The organism is Streptomyces albicerus (assembly GCF_008905045.1).
GTDB lineage: Bacteria > Actinomycetota > Actinomycetes > Streptomycetales > Streptomycetaceae > Streptomyces > Streptomyces albicerus.
In genome coordinates, this window is record NZ_VWMY01000026.1 from 108,117 (window position 1) to 125,138 (window position 17,022).

General features: G+C 69.2%; 16 protein-coding genes. 10 read left to right on the forward strand and 6 right to left on the reverse strand.

From position 1 onward, the window contains the following. Position 1: 1 nt before the first annotated feature. The 5 genes from GAS53_RS24305 to GAS53_RS24325 all read right to left on the reverse strand — a co-directional run bounded on the left by GAS53_RS24305 (position 2) and on the right by GAS53_RS24325 (position 4,973). Positions 2 to 406, reverse strand: a complete 405-nt coding sequence (locus GAS53_RS24305) for an ectoine synthase (protein WP_151479820.1) — start codon at positions 404 to 406, stop codon at positions 2 to 4. 44 nt (positions 407 to 450) lie between these two features. Next, a complete protein-coding gene (ectB, locus tag GAS53_RS24310; RefSeq protein ID WP_151479821.1) occupies positions 451 to 1,722 on the reverse strand; it encodes a diaminobutyrate--2-oxoglutarate transaminase in 1,272 nt (423 codons plus the stop codon). Positions 1,723 to 1,751: 29 nt separating this feature from the next. Further along, positions 1,752 to 2,291, reverse strand: coding sequence for a diaminobutyrate acetyltransferase (gene ectA, locus GAS53_RS24315; protein WP_151479822.1), 540 nt, complete (start codon positions 2,289 to 2,291; stop codon positions 1,752 to 1,754). A gap of 405 nt (positions 2,292 to 2,696) precedes the next feature. Continuing rightward, complete coding sequence (locus GAS53_RS24320; RefSeq protein WP_151479823.1) at positions 2,697 to 3,305, reverse strand: DUF1349 domain-containing protein; 609 nt, start codon at positions 3,303 to 3,305, stop codon at positions 2,697 to 2,699. Positions 3,306 to 3,443: 138 nt separating this feature from the next. After that, positions 3,444 to 4,973 carry an aldehyde dehydrogenase (NADP(+)) gene (locus tag GAS53_RS24325; RefSeq protein WP_151479824.1) on the reverse strand — a complete coding sequence of 510 codons (1,530 nt, stop codon included), beginning with the start codon at positions 4,971 to 4,973 and terminating at the stop codon, positions 3,444 to 3,446. 130 nt (positions 4,974 to 5,103) lie between these two features. On the opposite strand from GAS53_RS24325, the gene GAS53_RS24330 reads away from it, so the two are divergent. The 6 genes from GAS53_RS24330 (at position 5,104) to GAS53_RS24355 (ending at position 10,920) form a co-directional block, all read left to right on the forward strand. After that, positions 5,104 to 5,877, forward strand: coding sequence for an IclR family transcriptional regulator (locus tag GAS53_RS24330; protein WP_151479825.1), 774 nt, complete (start codon positions 5,104 to 5,106; stop codon positions 5,875 to 5,877). Position 5,878: 1 nt separating this feature from the next. After that, positions 5,879 to 6,352 (forward strand): GNAT family N-acetyltransferase, encoded by a 474-nt coding sequence (locus tag GAS53_RS24335; protein ID WP_151479826.1) that lies wholly within the window; start codon positions 5,879 to 5,881, stop codon positions 6,350 to 6,352. A 114-nt stretch (positions 6,353 to 6,466) separates the two neighbouring features. Further along, on the forward strand, positions 6,467 to 7,456 hold the full coding sequence (locus tag GAS53_RS24340) for a hypothetical protein (protein WP_151479827.1): 990 nt from the start codon (positions 6,467 to 6,469) through the stop codon (positions 7,454 to 7,456). After that, entirely contained in the window at positions 7,453 to 8,715 is a 1,263-nt protein-coding gene (locus GAS53_RS24345; RefSeq protein ID WP_192583255.1) for a sensor histidine kinase, read from the forward strand. The genes GAS53_RS24340 and GAS53_RS24345 overlap by 4 nt, the downstream gene beginning before the upstream one ends. Next, entirely contained in the window at positions 8,712 to 9,368 is a 657-nt protein-coding gene (locus GAS53_RS24350; RefSeq protein WP_151479828.1) for a response regulator transcription factor, read from the forward strand. Before GAS53_RS24345 ends, GAS53_RS24350 begins: the two co-directional genes overlap by 4 nt. A 100-nt stretch (positions 9,369 to 9,468) precedes the next feature. Next, positions 9,469 to 10,920: a peptidoglycan D,D-transpeptidase FtsI family protein gene (locus tag GAS53_RS24355; protein ID WP_151479829.1), complete on the forward strand. Its 1,452-nt coding sequence runs from the start codon at positions 9,469 to 9,471 to the stop codon at positions 10,918 to 10,920. A gap of 214 nt (positions 10,921 to 11,134) precedes the next feature. Here GAS53_RS24355 and GAS53_RS24360 read toward each other — a convergent pair whose 3' ends face one another. Continuing rightward, positions 11,135 to 12,586, reverse strand: a complete 1,452-nt coding sequence (locus GAS53_RS24360) for an NCS2 family permease (RefSeq protein ID WP_151479830.1) — start codon at positions 12,584 to 12,586, stop codon at positions 11,135 to 11,137. 282 nt (positions 12,587 to 12,868) lie between these two features. Here GAS53_RS24360 and GAS53_RS24365 point away from each other — a divergent pair, with 282 nt between their 5' ends. The 4 genes from GAS53_RS24365 (at position 12,869) to GAS53_RS24380 (ending at position 16,981) form a co-directional block, all read left to right on the forward strand. Then, positions 12,869 to 13,435, forward strand: coding sequence for a SigE family RNA polymerase sigma factor (locus tag GAS53_RS24365; RefSeq protein WP_151479831.1), 567 nt, complete (start codon positions 12,869 to 12,871; stop codon positions 13,433 to 13,435). Next, the gene (locus GAS53_RS24370) at positions 13,432 to 14,274 is read left to right on the forward strand and encodes a RodZ family helix-turn-helix domain-containing protein (protein ID WP_151479832.1); all 843 of its coding nucleotides are present in this window, start codon (positions 13,432 to 13,434) and stop codon (positions 14,272 to 14,274) included. Before GAS53_RS24365 ends, GAS53_RS24370 begins: the two co-directional genes overlap by 4 nt. Positions 14,275 to 14,420: 146 nt before the next feature. Then, positions 14,421 to 15,254 (forward strand): pectate lyase, encoded by an 834-nt coding sequence (locus GAS53_RS24375; protein ID WP_151479833.1) that lies wholly within the window; start codon positions 14,421 to 14,423, stop codon positions 15,252 to 15,254. A gap of 47 nt (positions 15,255 to 15,301) precedes the next feature. After that, positions 15,302 to 16,981, forward strand: coding sequence for a rhamnogalacturonan lyase B N-terminal domain-containing protein (locus GAS53_RS24380; protein ID WP_151479834.1), 1,680 nt, complete (start codon positions 15,302 to 15,304; stop codon positions 16,979 to 16,981). Positions 16,982 to 17,022: the final 41 nt, after the last annotated feature.

Sequence of the window (17,022 nt, forward strand, 5' to 3'; positions counted from 1 at the left end):
TTCAGGCCTCCTCGGGCTCGGTCAGCAGGGGGTAGACGCCGTTCTCGTCGTGGTCCTCCCGTCCGGTCACCGGCGGATTGAAGACACAGATGCAGCGGAAGTCCTCCTTGATCCGCATCGTGTGCCGCTCGTGTCCGTCGAGGAGGTACATCGTGCCCGGCGTGATCGTGTACTTCTTCCCGGTCTCGTCGTCGGTGAGTTCGGCCTCACCCTCGACGCAGACCACGGCCTCGATGTGGTTCGCGTACCACATCGACGTCTCCGTACCCGCGTACAGGATCGTCTCGTGCAGGGAGAAGCCGACCCTCTCCTTGGCGAGGACGATGCGTTTGCTCTCCCAGGTGCCCGACGCGGACTTGACGTGCCGGTCGGTACCTTCGAGGTCCTTGAACGAACGGACTATCACGGTGGTACGAAGCCTCCTTCAGGCTGGGTTTCCGGTGTTGGGGTTCAGACCGTCTCTCGTACGGCGCGGGCGAGGGTGCGCAGGCCCTCGTCCAGTTCGTCGGGCGTGATGGTGAGCGCCGGGAGGAGTTTCACGACCTCGCCCTCCGGGCCCGACGTCTCGATGAGCAGGCCGAGTTCGAACGCCCGCTGGGCCACACGGCCCGCGCGTGCCTTGTCATGGAACTCGAAGCCCCAGACCAGGCCGCGGCCCCGGTACTCCTTGATGTCGGCGAGGTTCTCCTCCGTGATGGAGATCAACCCCTCCTCGATCTGCTCGCCACGGGCACGGGTCTGCTTCTCCATGGCGGGCCCGTCGGACCAGTACGCCTCGAGGGCGGCGGCGGCCGTCACGAACGCGGGGTTGTTGCCGCGGAACGTGCCGTTGTGCTCGCCCGGCTCCCAGATGTCCAGCTCGGGCTTGAACAGGCACAGGGACATGGGCAGTCCGTAGCCGCTGATGGACTTGGAGACGGTCACGATGTCGGGCACGATCCCCGCCTCCTCGAAGGAGAAGAAGGCGCCCGTACGGCCGCAGCCCATCTGGATGTCGTCGACGATCAGCAGCATGTCCTGGCGCTCGCACAGCTCGGCGAGGGCCCGCAGCCACTCGGGGCGGGCCACGTTGATGCCGCCCTCGCCCTGCACGGTCTCGACGATCACCGCGGCGGGTTTGTTGAGGCCGGAGCCCTGGTCCTCGAGCAGCCGCTCGAACCACAGGAAGTCCGGGACCTTGCCGTCGAAGTAGTTGTCGAACGGCATCGGCGTGCCGTGCACGAGCGGGATGCCCGCGCCGGCCCGCTTGAAGGCGTTGCCGGTCACGGCGAGCGAGCCGAGCGACATGCCGTGGAAGGCGTTGGTGAAGGAGACGATCGCCTCCCGGCCCTTGACCTTCCGGGCCAGTTTCAGCGCGGACTCGACGGCGTTGGTGCCGGTCGGGCCCGGGAACATGACCTTGTACGGCAGATCGCGCGGCCGCAGGACAAGATTCTGGAAGGACTCGAGGAACGCGCGCTTCGCGGTCGTCGACATGTCGAGACCGTGCGTGACGCCGTCGCGCTCCAGGTAGTCGATGAGGGCGCGTTTCAGTACGGGGTTGTTGTGGCCGTAGTTCAGTGATCCGGCGCCCGCGAAGAAGTCGAGGTACTCGTGGCCGTCCTCGTCGAACATGCGGCTGCCCTGCGCGCGGTCGAAGACGGTGGGCCAGCCGCGGCAGTAGCTGCGCACCTCCGACTCCAGGGTCTCGAAGACGCTCAGGTCGGGCTGGGTGATGGTCACGGCGTTACTCCTCAGAAGCGTGGGGGGTTTCAGAGCGACAGGGGGCCGATGCGGTACAGCACCTCGGGGTCGTGCGGACCGTCGGGGAACTGCCCTGTGTCGAACAGGACTTCGCGCTCGACGGTCGCGCCGTGGCGGGCGGCGTACGACGTGAACAGGCGCTCGGAGGCCGTGTTGCCCGGGGTGATCGTGGTCTCGACGGTGGTCAGTTCTCCGGTGCGGGCGACCCGCAGGGTCAGTCCGTCGAGGAGCGCCGCGGCGAGACCGCGTCCGCGGTGCGCCGCGTCGACGGCCACCTGCCATACGAGGAGGGTGTGCGGGCGCTCCGGCCGGATGTAACCGGTGACGAAGGCGACCGGCTCGCCGTCGGCCGTGCGTGCCACGGCCGAGGTGCCGGCGAAGTCACGGCACCACAGCAGGTAGCTGTAGGAGGAGTTCAGGTCGAGGGTTTCGGAGTCCTTGGCGATGCGCCAGAGCGCGGCTCCGTCCACCACGTGCGGACGGTCGATCCGCAGCCCTTCCGGCATTTCCAGGAATTCCGCTTGCAGGTCTGCTTGTGCGGCGGTCATGCGGATTGAATTTACCCAGCGAAAGTTGAAATTGCATCGCCGGAGGGGGTTACGTGAGCGCGGCTGGTGTGTTATCACGCGGGCGCGGGCACTGCGTAGGGCACGAACTAAGGCGCCACTTTATCCTGAAAATACGGGATGAAACGGACGCACTGTGTGTTGTGTCACAGCCGCGTAATCGCCACGAGATCTGCCCGAATTACGAGGTTGGTGTTCGCAGAATCTTAGTGTTTAACCTCGGAGAAAGCGGGCAGAAGAATACGGGGAGCTGCGCAGAATAAGGGCCGAAATAGGCGACCGAATAAAGCAGCGAACGAATTTCCTAATCAGCCGCCGATGCGCTGATCAGAAGCCTGCTCGGGCACCGGTGACGCCATGGATCCGGTCCGCAGCCCACAAGCGGGCTCAGTTGCCGTCCCTCAGGTCCGCCGGCCAGTCCGGGCGGTACTCGATGTGGTCGTAGGTGACCACGCAGCCCTCGCCCATCGGGGACTGGGTCATGAAGCCGACCAGAGCCGCGCCGGTCTCCTTCTCGTCGGCCAGGGTGAACAGGCGGACGAAGGTCCAGCGCTTGCCGTCCCTGGAGGCGTGGCAGGCGAAGGCGCGGCCGGTGCGGCTGAGCCGGAGCCAGACCGAACTGCCTTCCACCGTGAAGGAGTTGGCGTCGTCGGAGTGCCCCCGGGTGACGACCGTGCAGACGGTGGGCACATCCGGCGAGTACTCCAGGCAGAGCTTGGCCCAGGCCCGCTCGCCCACATGCGCGTACAGAACACCCGCGTCGAAGGCCGCGCCGAAGCCGACCGTGACGCGTGCGATGAGCTGGAAGTCGCCCTCCGGCGCCCCGAGCAGCCGGGGCGCGTCGGACGCCGGGTCTAGCCCCTCATCGGTCGGCGGCACGAACCGGTCCTGCCGCGCCCCCGCCCACCCGGTGAGCACCCCGTCCTCGTACGACCAGTGCCCGTCGGGCCCGTACGTGCGAAGAGAAAAGGGGAGTTCAGGAAGTTGCACGTCCATCGAGCGATTGTCCCAGCTTCCGAAGTCAACCGCAGTTCCCCGCGCCCCTGAAAGGGGCGCGGGGAACTGCGCGATCAGCCACAGCGGGCCCGCGGCCGGGGGACAACCAATGCCCCCACGGCGCTGTCCCGCAAAGCGTTACCGCTCCAGGCGACCGTCGTAACGTCGCGGCAACCCCAGCGGGTTGTCGTCCCGCAGCTCCGGCGGCAGCAGCGCCTCAGGAGCGTTCTGGTACGCAACTGGCCGCAGCCACCGCTCGATGGCCGTGCCACCGACGGACGTGGACGTGGAGGTCGTCGCCGGGTACGGCCCACCGTGATGCTGGGCGGGCGCGACCGCGACACCGGTCGGCCAGCCATTGACCAGCACGCGCCCCGCGAGCGGCGTGAGCTCGGCGAGGATCTCCGCGCCGCGCCCCTCGCCGGCCGCCTCCTCGGCGGAGAGGTGGACGGTCGCGGTGAGGTTGCCCGGCAGACGCGAGAGCACCGCGTTCGCCTCGGACTCGTCCTCGTAGCGCGCGACGACGGTGACCGGACCGAAGCACTCCTCGAGCAGCAGGTCGTACTCGCCCTCGGTGGCGAGCTTCTGCGCGGGCACCGTCAGGAAGCCGGGGCTCACCGTGTGCTCGCTGCCCGCGCCCGGGGTCACCGGGGCGTCCACGTCGGGGAGCTCGGCGCGCTCGGCGACACCCGCGACGAAGTTGTCGCGCATGCGGTGGTCGAGCAGGACACCCGCGTCGGTGTTGCTGACGGCGTCCGTCAGGGACTTCAGCAGGCGATCGCCCGCCGCACCCGTCGGCGCCAGCACAAGGCCCGGCTTCACGCAGAACTGGCCGACGCCCAGCGTCATGGAGCCCGCGAGCCCCGTACCGATCGTCTCGGCGCGCTCGGCGGCCGCGGCCTCGGTGATCACGACGGGGTTCAGCGAACCCAGCTCGCCGTGGAAGGGGATCGGCACGGGCCGGGCGGCCGCCGCGTCGAAGAGGGCGCGTCCGCCGCGGATCGAACCGGTGAAACCGGCGGCCGAGACCAGCGGGTGCCGGACCAGCTCGACGCCCGCCTCGAAGCCGTGGACCAGACCGAGGACACCCTCGGGGATGCCGTGCTCGGCCGCGGCGCGGCGCAGCGCGGCGGCCACCAGCTCCGACAGGGCCGGGTGGTCGGGATGCGACTTGACGACGACCGGGCAGCCAGCGGCGAGCGCGCTCGCGGTGTCGCCGCCGGCGACCGAGAAGGCGAAGGGGAAGTTCGAGGCCGAATAGACGGCGACGACGCCCAGCGGGACCTTGTAACGGCGCAGGTCCGGGATGGGCGGGGTCGCCGTGTCGTCGGGGTGGTTGATCACGACGCCGAGGAACTCGCCCTCGTCGACGATGTCCGCGAAGGCCCGCAGCTGGTAGCAGGTGCGGGCGAGCTCGCCGTTGAGCCGGACCGGGCCGAGCGCGGTCTCCGCGTCCGCGGCCTCGACGAGGTGGTCCTTGGCGCCTTCGAGCTGGTCGGCCGCGGAACGCAGGAAGGCCGCGCGGACCGTGCGGTCGGCGAGGGCTCCCCGGGCGGCGTGGGCCGCGCGGACAGCCGCGTCCACCTCCTGGGCTGTGGCTTCCACCGCAACCTGCTCGCGCTGCTTCCCGGTTCGGGGGTCGACACTCCAGACTGGTGCTGCTGCCACCGCGGGTCCCTCCAGATGTAATGCCGCAGTACGTGTGCCACTCACCAGGGGTGTTCGATATGCTGAACGCTGTCTCTGGTGGTGAATATGCTGTGGAGACTATTTCGCGGCGAACTAGGGGGTCAAGGCGATGTCGGCAGTCGAGACGGGCGGCGGGGCACAGGTCAAGTCCGCGGTGCGGACGGTTGAATTGCTCGAGTACTTCGCCGGACGCCCCGGTATGCACTCCCTGGCCGCCGTGCAGGAGGCCGTCGGGTATCCCAAGTCCAGCCTCTACATGCTGCTGCGGACGCTCGTCGAGCTCGGCTGGGTCGAGACGGACGCGACGGGCACGCGGTACGGCATCGGCGTACGGGCGCTGCTCGTCGGGACGTCGTACATCGACGGTGACGAGGTGGTGGCCGCGGCCCGGCCGACCCTGGACCGTCTCTCCGACGACACGACGGAGACCATCCACCTGGCGCGCCTCGACGGCACGAACGTCGTCTATCTCGCCACCCGCCAGTCGCAGCACTACCTCCGACCCTTCACACGCGTCGGGCGCCGGCTGCCCGCGCACTCCACGTCGCTCGGCAAGGCGCTGCTCGCCACCCACACCGACGAGCAGGTCCGCAAGCTCCTCCCGGAGACCCTCCCCGCGCTGACCGAGCACACGATCACCGACCGGGAGAAGCTCATCGATGAGCTGCACCAGGTGCGGGAGCAGGGGTTCGCGGTGGACCGCGAGGAGAACACGCTGGGGCTGCGCTGCTTCGGCGTGGCGATCCCGTACCGGACGCCCGCGCGGGACGCGATCAGCTGCTCGGTGCCGGTGGCCCGGCTGACGCCGGCGCACGAGCAGATGGTGAAGGACGCGCTGTTCGACGCGCGGGACCGACTGACACTCGCCACCCGGAGGCTCTGACATGCAGGTCGTACTTCGCGAGATCCACGACAGCGATCTGCCGGTCTTCTTCCGGCAGATGAACGATCCCGAGGCCGTCCGGATGGCCGCGTTCACGGCCAAGGATCCGGCCGACTGGGATGCCTTCGACGCCCACTGGAAGCGGATCCGTGCCTTGCCCGGCGTGGTCAATCGCACGGTCCTCGCCGACGGTGACGTCGTGGGCAACGCGGCGGTGTACGGCGAGCCGGGCGAGCGTGAGGTGACGTACTGGATCGACCGCGCGTACTGGGGTCGGGGCATCGCCACGGCCGCCCTGCGGGCGCTGCTCGACGCCGTCCCCGAGCGCCCGCTGCACGCGCGCGCGGCGGCGGACAACACGGCGTCGCTGCGCGTGCTGGAGAAGTGCGGTTTCCGCGTGACCGCGCAGGCCAGGGGGTTCGCGAACGCTCGCGGCGAGGAGATAGACGAGGCGGTCCTGACGCTGGAGGGGTGAGCCCGGCTCGGCTGTCGCCGCAGCTCCGAGCCCGGAGGGGCTCCCCCGTGCGGCGGAGGCGGATCATCGTCACGCAGGACGCGCCCCGCCCGCCACGGCGGGAGCGTGGACGGCATGACGCAGACGCTCCCCTCCGCACCCCCGCCGACTCCAGCGGCACCCATCGGCGCGAGCCGTTTCCGCCGGGTGGTGCGGGCCGTCGCCATCGTCTCCTGTGTGCCGTATCTCTCCCTCAAGGTCGCCTGGCTGGCCGGCAGCCATGTCGGCATTCCCGAAGGCAGCTCACTCCTCGATGACCGGGCAGCGATGGCCGTGGCCAACGCGGCGACCGTGCTCCTGGACAGCGCCGTGATCGTGCTGGCGCTGCTGCTCACCCGGCCCTGGGGGCTGCGGGTACCCGCCTGGCTGCTGGCCTTCCCCATGTGGGTCGCGACCGGGCTGCTCGCGCCGATCATGACCGGATATCCGCTGCAGCTGATCGTCAAGGCGTTCGGCGGGAGCGTGAACAAGGCGGCGGACGCGGGCAAGGAGTCGTTCCTCGACGAGTGGGTGTTCGGGGTCGTCTACACCGGGTTCATCGTGCAGGGGCTCGCGCTCGGGACGCTGTTCGTGCTGTACGCGCGGGACCGGTGGGGGCATCTGTGGCGGGAGTGGCCCGCCGGTCAGGGACGAGCCAAGCAGAAGGCAGCCGCTGTGGCCGCCGCGGTCCTCGCCCTGTTCCCCGCCACCCTGCATCTGCTCTGGGCCTGCGGTGCGACCACCGGACTCAATGACGCCCGCGCCGAGGACCGTCCGAGCGACTTCTACGTGCTGGAGGGCATGTTCGTCGTGTTCCTGGCAGCCGCCGTCACCGGCGCGTACCTGCTCGCGTTCCGCCGGCCCGGCCGCGCCCTGCCGGTCACAGTGCCGTTGGCCCTCGTCTGGATCGGCTCGGGCGCCGTGGCCTGCTGGGGCGGCTGGCTCTCGCTGGCGGGCCTCGTCGGTGTGGACGACATCGCCGAGCGCCCCGCGGCGCTGCTGAGCCTCGCCTACGCTGGTCAGATGATCGTCGGCATCCTCGTGGCGGGCGTCGGCGCGTCCGTCCTCGCGAAGCGGCCGACGTGAGAGCACTCGCCCGCGCCCTGTTCGGGCGGCGGACGCGTCGCCGGTGGATCCATCTGATCCTCGGCGGCGCGCTCGCCATGCCGTACGTCTTCGTCGGCCAGCTCATCGTCGGGCCGTTCACCAGCTCCACGAACCTGTTCAGCTCCCTGCCCCACCAGCTCCTCGCCTTCGCGGTCGGCCTGCCGCTCGCCGCGATCACCGCGCTGTTCCCGCTGACCCGGCCGATGTCGGTGGCCGCGGTACGGGCGCTGTGCGGGGTCGACGGCGACCGTCTCGCCGACGGGCCCGCGCGGACCCGGCAGGCGAAGGGGCGTACGGCGGCGTGGTTCACGCTGCACCTCGGGTTCGGCGGGGTCATCGCCGGGATGTCGCTCGCGACGCCGCCCTTCGCGGTGGTGCTGATCGCGCTGCCAGTCTACGTGGGGCTGCGCGACTCCCGGCCCGGTCTGCCCGAACTCCTCGACCACACCTGGGCGTTGGCGCTCTGCCCGGTCGCTGGCATGGCGATCCTGGCGGCCCTCGCCGGCTGCGCGGCGAGCGCGGGCGAGCTGCTGGCCCGCTGGGCGCCCGAGCTGCTCGGGCCGACCCCCGAGGACCGGCTCGCCGCCGCCGAGACCCGGGCCGCCGATCTCGCCGTACGCAACCGGCTCGCCCGCGAGCTCCACGACTCCGTCGGCCACGCGCTGAGCGCCGTCACGCTCCAGGCGAGCGCGGCCCGCCGGGTCCTGGACAGCGACCCGGAGTTCGTACGGGAGGCACTGGCCGCGATCGAGGACACCACGCGGCGTACGGTGGGCGAACTCGACGCGGTGCTCGGCGTGTTGCGGGATGCCGACTCCGCCGGCCGGGCCGCCACCACCGCGCCCGCGCCCACCCTCGCCGCCGACCTCGACGGCCTCCTGCGCCGCACCCGCGCGGGCGGACTCTCCGTGGCCGCCGCCGTGGAGGCGGACCCCGAGGCGCTCCCCCCGCTCGTCTCCCGCGAGGCGTACCGCATCGTGCAGGAGGCGCTGAGCAACGCGCTCAAGCACGCCGGCCCCGGGACATCCGTGACCCTCCGGATCGCCCTGGACGGCAAGGAGCTGGCCATCACCGCCGAGAATCCCGCGCCGCGGGCCGCCGTCTGCCGCCCCGGTGGCGGCCACGGGCTGCGCGGTATCGCCGACCGGGCCCGGCTCCTGGGCGGCACCACGGAGGCCGGCCCGGTGGACGAGGTGTGGCACCTGAACGTACGACTCCCCCTGGAAGGACCCGCATGACCATCCGGATCGTCCTCGCCGACGACGAGCGCATGGTGCGCACCGCCCTGCGCGCGATCCTGGCGGCCGAGCCCGACCTGGAGGTCGTCGGCGAGGCGGCCACAGGTGCCGAAGCCGTGTCCGTCGTCCGGGAACTCGAGCCGGACGTCGTCCTCATGGACGTCCGCATGCCCGAGATCGACGGCATCCGCGCCACCGAGCAGATCCTGGCGACCATGGCGGCGCCGCCCCGCATCGTCGTGGTGACGACCTTCGAGAACGACGCGTACGTGTACGAGGCGCTGCGCGCCGGAGCATCCGGGTTTCTGCTCAAGCGGGCCGACGCCGACGCGCTGGTCCAGGCCGTCCGGCTGGTGGCCAACAGCGACAGCCTTCTCTTCCCCTCGGCGGTGCGCGCGCTGGCCACCGAGTACGGGAGGGCGAAGACGGCACCGCCGCCCTGGGTGGCGAAGCTCACGGGCCGGGAGAACGAGGTCCTGCGGCTGATGGCGGCCGGACTGACGAACGCCGAGATCGCGGGCCGCATGGGTGTCGGGCCCGCGACGGTCAAGAGCCACGTGGCGGCCGTCCTGGCGAAGACCGGGACCCGGGACCGTACGCAGGCGGTGATCGCGGCGTACGAGGCGGGGTTCATGAAGGACGCGGCCTCATGAGGGACACGGCCTCATGAGGGACACGGCTTCATGAAGGGCACATGAGAATTCGGGGTGGGAGGGAACGATCGGCTCCGTCCCGCTCGTCATCAAGAGCGGGATGAACAAAACGATCAGGCGCGCCTCCGTCTTCACTCTGCTGCTCGTGCTCGCCCTGCTGGTCAGGGCGACCTGGGTGCAGTTCTACGAGGGCCAGGCGCTCGCGGAGGACAAGGACAACCGACGGAACGCGATCGAGCAGTACGCGTACCCGCTCGGGAACATCATCGTGGCCGGCGACGCGATCACCGGTTCCGCGCAGACGAAGGGCAGCGACCTAAAGTACAAGCGCACGTACACCGACGGCAGTCTCTACGCGGCCGTCACCGGCTACAGCTCGCAGGTGTACGGGGCCACGCAGCTGGAGGGCATCTACCAGGACCTGCTCGACGGCACGGACAACCGGCTGAAGAACCCCCTCGACACGGTCACCGGCAAGCGTGCCGACCCGGGTGACGTGATCACGACGATCGACCCGGATGTGCAGAAGGCGGCGTACGAGGCGCTCGGCGACAACAAGGGCGCGGCCGTCGCGATCGACCCGAAGACCGGCAGGATCCTCGGCGTCGTGTCCACCCCGTCGTACGACCCCTCGGTGCTCAGCGCGGGCGACTCCGACGCCTGGAAGCAGCTGACCAGGGACGCCGAGAAGCCGATGACGAACCGGGCGATGCGCCAGCCGCTGCCTCCCGGCTCGACGTTCAAGCTGGTCGTCGCGGCCGCCGCGCTCGAGGACGGGCTGTACTCGTCGGTGGACGAGAAGACCACCAGCCCGAACCCGTACCCGCTGCCGGGTACGACCCGGGTGCTGGAGAACGAGAGCAAGTCGGCGCCGTGTGAGGACGCCACGATCCGCGTCGCGCTGCAGTACTCGTGCAACAACGTCTTCGGGAAGATGGCCGTCGACCTGGGGCAGGACAAGGTCAGGGCGATGGCCGAGAAGTTCGGCTTCAACGACGAGACGCAGGACGTGCCGGTGCGGGCGTATCCGAGCGTGTACCCGTCGGACATGGACAAGTCGTCGACGGCGCTCACGGGCATCGGACAGTTCGACGTGACCGCGACGCCGTTGCAGATGGCCATGGTGTCGGCCGCCATTGCCAATGGCGGGAAGCTCGTTTCGCCGCACATGGTGTCGCAGATCAGTGATGCGGACGGCAATGCGCTGGAGGACTACGACGACTCGACGGACACGAAGGAGATCGTCAGCTCGTCCACGGCCGAGCAGCTGCAGTCGGCCATGCAGACGGTTGTCGCCGACGGTACGGGGACGAACGCGCAGATTTCCGGGGCGACGGTGGGTGGTAAGACCGGTACGGCTCAGCACGGTGAGAACAACAGCAAGACGCCGTATGCCTGGTTCACGTCGTACGCGAAGGATGACTCCAATGGCAAGGAGGTTGCCGTCGCTGTGATCATCGAGCAGTCGAATGCGGCGCGGTCCGAAGTCAGCGGGAATGGGTTGGCTGCGCCGGTTGCGAAAGCCATGATGCAGGCGGCGCTCAAGAGCTGAGGGGGCGCGGGTGATCTGTTGACTGCGGGCCCGTCGTGGCTTGTCGCGCAGTTCCCCCGCGCCCCTAGGGGGCCTGCGGGTCCCGGTGCCGCCACAGTCGCACAAGTCCTCGCGGCCCTAAAAGCCGACAGTTCCTCGCGCCCCGTAAGGGGCGCGGGGAACTGCGCGACCAGCCACATACAACCCGCAGCCGACCAGCCACCGCCGGAAGGCCCTACTTCACGTCCAGGATCTGTTCGATCGGGTCGATGGCGAAGTACACGAGGAACAGCACCGACGTTCCCCACAGCAGCCAGTGAACGTCCTTCGCCTTGCCGAGCACCGTCTTGATCAGGACGTAGGCGAGGAACCCCGCCCCGATGCCGTTGGTGATCGAGTAGGTGAAGGGCATCACGGCGATCGTCAGGAACGCCGGGATGGCGATCTCGTACCTGTCCCAGTCGATGTGCTTGACCTGGGTCATCATCAGGAAGCCGACCGCGACGAGGGCGGGGGCCGCCGCCTGGAGCGGGACGATCGTCAGGAGCGGGGTCAGGAACAGGGCGAGGGCGAAGAGCCCGCCCGTGACCAGGTTCGCGAACCCCGTGCGGGCACCCTCGCCGACACCCGCCGCCGACTCGATGTACGAGGTCGAGGAGGAGGACGAGGCCGCACCGCCCGCGACCGCCGCCGCGCCGTCGATGAGCAGGACGCGGCCGAGGTTGGGCACCTTGCCCTCCTCGTCCAGCAGTCCGGCCTCGGCGCTGATGCCGACGACCGTGCCCATGGTGTCGAAGAAGTCGGACAGGATCAGCGTGAAGACCAGCAGTACGACCGTGATCACGCCGGCCTCGCCGAAGGCGCCGAACAGGCTGAAGTCGCCGAGCAGTCCGAAGTCCGGTGAGGCCACGACGTCGTCGGGGACCTTCGGCGTGGTCAGGCCCCAGCTCTTGATGTCCGCGATCTCGTTGATGACGATCGCGACGATCGTCATGGTCACGATGCTGATGAGGATCGCGCCCTTGACCTTGCGGGCGAGCAGTCCGATGGTCAGCAGCACACCGAGGCAGAAGACGAGGATCGGCCAGCCGGCCAGCGCGCCGGTGCCGCCCAGCTGAACGGGAACGGTCGTGTTCGCGGCGTCCGGGATCCGGGTGACGAACCCGGCGTCGACGAAGCCGATGAAGGCGATGAACAGGCCGATGCCGACGCTGATCGCCTGCTTGAGCGGCTGCGGGATCGCGTGCATGACGGCCTCGCGCAGGCCCGTCACCACCAGGATGCAGATCAGCAGGCCTTCGAGGACGATCAGGCCCATCGCGTCGTCCCAGCTCATCAGCGGGGCGATCTGGAAGGCGACGACGGCGTTGAGGCCGAGACCGGCGGCGAGCGCGAGCGGCAGGTTGCCGCCGATGCCCATGATGATCGTCATCACGGCGGCCACCAGGGCGGTGGCGGTGACCAGTTGGACGGTGTCGAGCTGTTCGCCGAACTTGTCCTTGGCGCTGCCCAGGATGATGGGATTCAGGACAAGAATGTAGGCCATCGTGAAGAACGTGGCGAAGCCGCCGCGTACTTCACGGGCGAAGGTGGAACCCCTGGCGGAGATCTTGAAGAACCGGTCGACGCTGTTCGCCGGGGGTGGTCCGGCGCCCGGCCGGTCTTCCACCTTCTGCGTTTCGGACATGGCGGATGCTCCTCGTTACCTGCGTGCTCAGTGTGCGGATGCTGGCTGGATTGTTCCCTCGTTGAACCGTTTTCAGGTTTTCCCCGTGTTACGGAATCGAGTTCGGCCTGCCATACGACGTTCGAAGCACTGTACGAGCGCCTGATACTCTCTCGGATCTCGCCCCACAGGGACACCGTTCCTTCACAGGCGCACCACAGGGGCTGTATACGCAGGCACCCGTGAGAGCCGTCAGGCGTACCGCGCAGGTATCGACAAGGTATCGACAAGGAGAGGCCGCCCGTGGGCACTGTCGTCGACGACGCCGCCTCCGTGGAGTTCCACGACTTCTTTGAGCGGCACTATGCCGAACTGGCTCGTCTGGCTCATCTGTTGACGGGCGAGTCGGACGCCGCCGACGATCTGGCGGCGGACGCGCTGCTCGCGCTGTGGCACCGCTGGGACCGGGTGCGCGCGGCGGACCACCCGGTGGCGTACGCGCGCGGTGTCGTCGCCAATCTGGCGCGCAGCCGGATCCGCAGCGCGGTGCGCGAGCGAAGACGGATCACGCTGTTCTGGTCGCAGCGCGAGGACAAGACCGAGAACCCCGACATACCCGGCATGGTGGATGTTCAGGAAGCCCTGCGCAGACTGCCGTTCCGCAAGCGGGCGTGCGTGGTTCTGCGGCATGCTTTCGACCTCTCGGAGAAGGACACCGCGCTCGCCCTCGGTATATCGGTGGGTACGGTGAAGAGCCAGACGTCGAAGGGAATGGCGGAGCTGCAGCGGTTGCTGGGCTCCCAGGAAGCCCCGCGGCGGATGCACGCGGCGGCCCTGCGCGCCGGTGGAGCCGAAGGGAGGGAACGATGAAGGACGTGCACGAGGAGTTGCGCGCCCGGCTGCGGGACACGGCCGAGGCGTACGAGCCCGACCGCGCGCACATCCTGGCCCGCGTCGAACGCGGCATGGCCGGCACGGAGAGTGCCAGGCGTCCCTCCCCGCTGTCGTCCCCGCTCGGCTGGTTCCGCGTCGTCGGCGCCACCGCTGCCGCCGCGGGCGTGCTCGCGGTGGGGGGCTACGCGGTCGCCTCCGCGGTGAAGGGCGACGAGACGACCGACCAGACAGTCGCGGTCTCCCCGACCCCGGACCCGTCACCGGAGGCTACGAGCCGCGCCCCGATCCCGCCGGACCCGGCCAAGTCCTCGCCCCCGCCGGACAAACAGAGCACGCCGGGCTCCCCCACCGCCAAGCCCCAGGACTCCGCCCCGGCAACGCCGCCCGCGGACGCCGGCAACGAGGACGGCCCGCTGTGGTCGGACGGTTCGGTCGACCCGCACAGCAACGAGTTCTGGGCGCAGAGCAATGTGACCCTGAAGACGAGCAAGCAACTCAGCTCGCTCACCGTCGTGTTGAAGGTCAAGCAGACCGGCGGGGTCACCTCGACGGGCGCCTGGCGCTCCGCGCCGGAGGACGACTTCACGGTGACCGTCGGCGAGCAGGACGGCTTCCTCGTCTACACGTGGGTCCTGAAGCCGGGCCGTACGGTGTGGCCGGGCGAGTGGGTGTTCGCGGGTCAGTACGACCACGACCGCGGCGGGCGTGACGCCGGGGACGACACGTACACGGCCGTCGCCCAGGCCGAGGACGAACAGCTGGGCGTGGCGGGCGACTTCTCGCGCAACGAGTCCGACGACGACGGCGACTCGTAGAACCGGAAGCGCGGAAGCAGAAGCCCAGAACCGTAAACAAGCACAGAACCGGCGGCTGAAAAAACTTCCGACGCGCGGCAACCCCTTCCTTCCGGGTGGCGACCAGGAGACGCAAGGTCTCTCCCCCCACCTGAAGGAATCGGGACATGACTTCACGCGTGGAACAGGAACACCGTGCACGTCACCGTCGCAGGACCAGCCGGAAGCGCGCCGTCATCGGCGGCGTCTCCGCGTTGGCCCTGACCGGAGCCGCGATCGTCACCAGCACCATGATGTCGTCGGCGAGCGCCGCCACCACCTGGCCGACCGCCAACGGCAGCGAGCCCGTCTCCAAGACAATCCCCGTGTCGGGGACCCGGGACGGCGGCATGAAGCGCTACTACGGCAGCGGCGAGCTGGCCGGTGACGGCCAGGAAGAGGGCCAGGACCCGATCTTCCGGCTCGCCGACGGCGCGACGCTCAAGAACGTCATCATCGGCAAACCCGGCGCCGACGGCATCCACTGCCAGGGCAGCTGCAATCTGCAGAACGTCTGGTGGGAGGACGTCGGCGAGGACGCCGCCACCTTCCGGGGCAGCAACTCCGCCGTCTTCACCGTGTACGGCGGCGGGGCGAGGAAGGCCTCCGACAAGGTCTTCCAGCACAACGGCGGCGGCAAGCTCGTCGTCTCCAAGTTCGCGGTCCAGGACTTCAAGACCCTGTACCGCTCCTGCGGCAACTGCGGGACGCAGTACAAGCGCACCTCGATCTTCAACACCATCGAGGTGACCGCGCCGGGTTCGCGGCTGGTCGGCATCAACACCAACTACGGCGACACCGCGGCCCTGCGCAACATCACCATCATCGGCGACAGCGGCAAGAAGATCGTGCCGTGCCAGAAGTACATCGGCAACAACACCGGTGCCGAGCCGCCGACGAACGGTTCCGGTCCGGACGGAACGCACTGCAACTACACGGCATCCGACATCACCTACCGGTAGTTGATCTCTCAGGCACATCATCGCGCACCAGTGACGGAGCACCCCCCTTGAGCACGCACAAGAGACATCTGACCCGTCGCCGTCTGCTGGCCGCCTCCGCCGTGGGCGTGGCCGGCACCGGCGCGGCGGTCGCGGCCGGTACCGGCCTCCTGTCCTCGGCGTCGGCCGCGACCTTCGGGTACACCGACGACGGCTCCAACTATGTGATCGACACCGGCGCCTCGCTGGTCTTCAAGGTCTCCAAGTCGACCGGCGACATCAACTCCCTTGTCCACAAAGGCAAGGAGTACGAGGGCTTCGAGGGCAAGCACTCGCACGTCGAGACCGGGCTGGGCGCCTCGACGGTCACCGTCAAGCAGTCAGGATCGACGATCCTGGTGAAGGTCGCGCACGGGTCGATCACCCAGTGGATCGCCGCCCGCAGCGGCCAGAACAACGTCTACCTGTGGACGAACAAGGCGGACTCGTCCTTCACGGCGACCCGGTTCATCGTCCGCCTCAAGCCCGGCATCTTCCCGAACTCCGACCCCGACGCCTGGACGTCGTCCGACAAGACCATCGAGGCGTCCGACGTCTTCTCCCGCTCGGACGGCACGACACGCTCCAAGCACTACTCGGGCAAGCGCGTCATCGACTACGACTACATCGGCTACGCCAACGGCTCGGCCGCGCTGTGGCTGGTGCGCTCCAACCACGAGAAGGCGTCGGGCGGGCCGTTCTACCGTTCGCTGCTGCGGCACACCAACTCCACCAGTGCCGCGCTCTACGAGATCCTGCACTACAACCAGTCGCAGACCGAGCCCGAGCGGTACGGGCTGCAGGGCCCGTACGTGCTGAGCTTCACGGACGGCGGCGCGCCCTCCTCGTCGCTGTTCCACGCGAGCCTCGACACCTCCTGGGTGGACGGTCTCGGCATCACCGGCTGGGTCGGCAAGTCCGGGCGCGGCCGGGTGGCGGGCGTCGGGCTCAAGGGCATGGACGCGGACTACGCGTACACCGTCGGCTTCGCCAACTCCGCCGCCCAGTACTGGGCGAAGACCGCTTCCGGCACGGGTGCCTTCTCGTGCCCGGGGATGCTCCCGGGCACGTACACGCTCACCGTCCACAAGGGCGAACTCGCCGTCCACACCCGGGAGGTGACGGTGAGCGCGGGCGGCACGACCACGCTCAACAGAATCACCATCGGCAACGATCCGAGCACCGCGAACACCATCTGGCGGCTCGGCGACTGGGACGGCACCCCCGGCGAGTTCAAGAACGCGAAGCTGATGACGTACGCGCATCCGTCCGACGGACGCGCCGCGAAGTGGACCGGCAACGTCGTCATCGGCAGCGGTGGCGAGGCCGCGTCCTTCCCGGCGTACATGTGGAAGGACGTCAACGACGGCATCCTCGTCTACTTCAAACTGACCGCCGCACAGGCCGCCGCCGCGCACACCCTGCGCGTCGGTGTGACCAACGCCTACATCAACGGGCGTCCACGCGTGACCGTCAACGACTGGGTGTCGGCGATCCCCTCGCCCCCCTCACAGCCCTCGACGCGGTCCCTCACGACGGGCTCCTACCGGGGCAACAACCACACCTTCACCTACAACGTGCCGGCGAGCGCCTGGCAGTCGGACCCCAGCCAGTACAACATCCTGAAGCTGAACATCATCAGCGGCTCAACCGGCGCGGCCTTCCTCAGCCCGGGCACATCGTTCGACTGCATAGACCTACTGGCCTGAGCCCCGCCCCCCGCCCCCGCGCCCCGTAAGGGGCGCGGGGC

What these genes read in the sequence shown, in the direction of transcription:
- ectA (WP_151479822.1), bottom strand. Translation starts at nt 2,291, where the DNA reads ATGACCGCCGCACAAGCAGACCTGCAAGCGGAATTCCTGGAAATGCCG.
- GAS53_RS24370 (WP_151479832.1), top strand. Translation starts at nt 13,432, where the DNA reads ATGAAGGACGTGCACGAGGAGTTGCGCGCCCGGCTGCGGGACACGGCC.
- GAS53_RS24360 (WP_151479830.1), bottom strand. Translation starts at nt 12,586, where the DNA reads ATGTCCGAAACGCAGAAGGTGGAAGACCGGCCGGGCGCCGGACCACCC.
- GAS53_RS24320 (WP_151479823.1), bottom strand. Translation starts at nt 3,305, where the DNA reads ATGGACGTGCAACTTCCTGAACTCCCCTTTTCTCTTCGCACGTACGGG.
- GAS53_RS24355 (WP_151479829.1), top strand. Translation starts at nt 9,469, where the DNA reads ATGAACAAAACGATCAGGCGCGCCTCCGTCTTCACTCTGCTGCTCGTG.
- GAS53_RS24330 (WP_151479825.1), top strand. Translation starts at nt 5,104, where the DNA reads ATGTCGGCAGTCGAGACGGGCGGCGGGGCACAGGTCAAGTCCGCGGTG.
- GAS53_RS24350 (WP_151479828.1), top strand. Translation starts at nt 8,712, where the DNA reads ATGACCATCCGGATCGTCCTCGCCGACGACGAGCGCATGGTGCGCACC.
- GAS53_RS24375 (WP_151479833.1), top strand. Translation starts at nt 14,421, where the DNA reads ATGACTTCACGCGTGGAACAGGAACACCGTGCACGTCACCGTCGCAGG.
- GAS53_RS24335 (WP_151479826.1), top strand. Translation starts at nt 5,879, where the DNA reads ATGCAGGTCGTACTTCGCGAGATCCACGACAGCGATCTGCCGGTCTTC.
- GAS53_RS24340 (WP_151479827.1), top strand. Translation starts at nt 6,467, where the DNA reads ATGACGCAGACGCTCCCCTCCGCACCCCCGCCGACTCCAGCGGCACCC.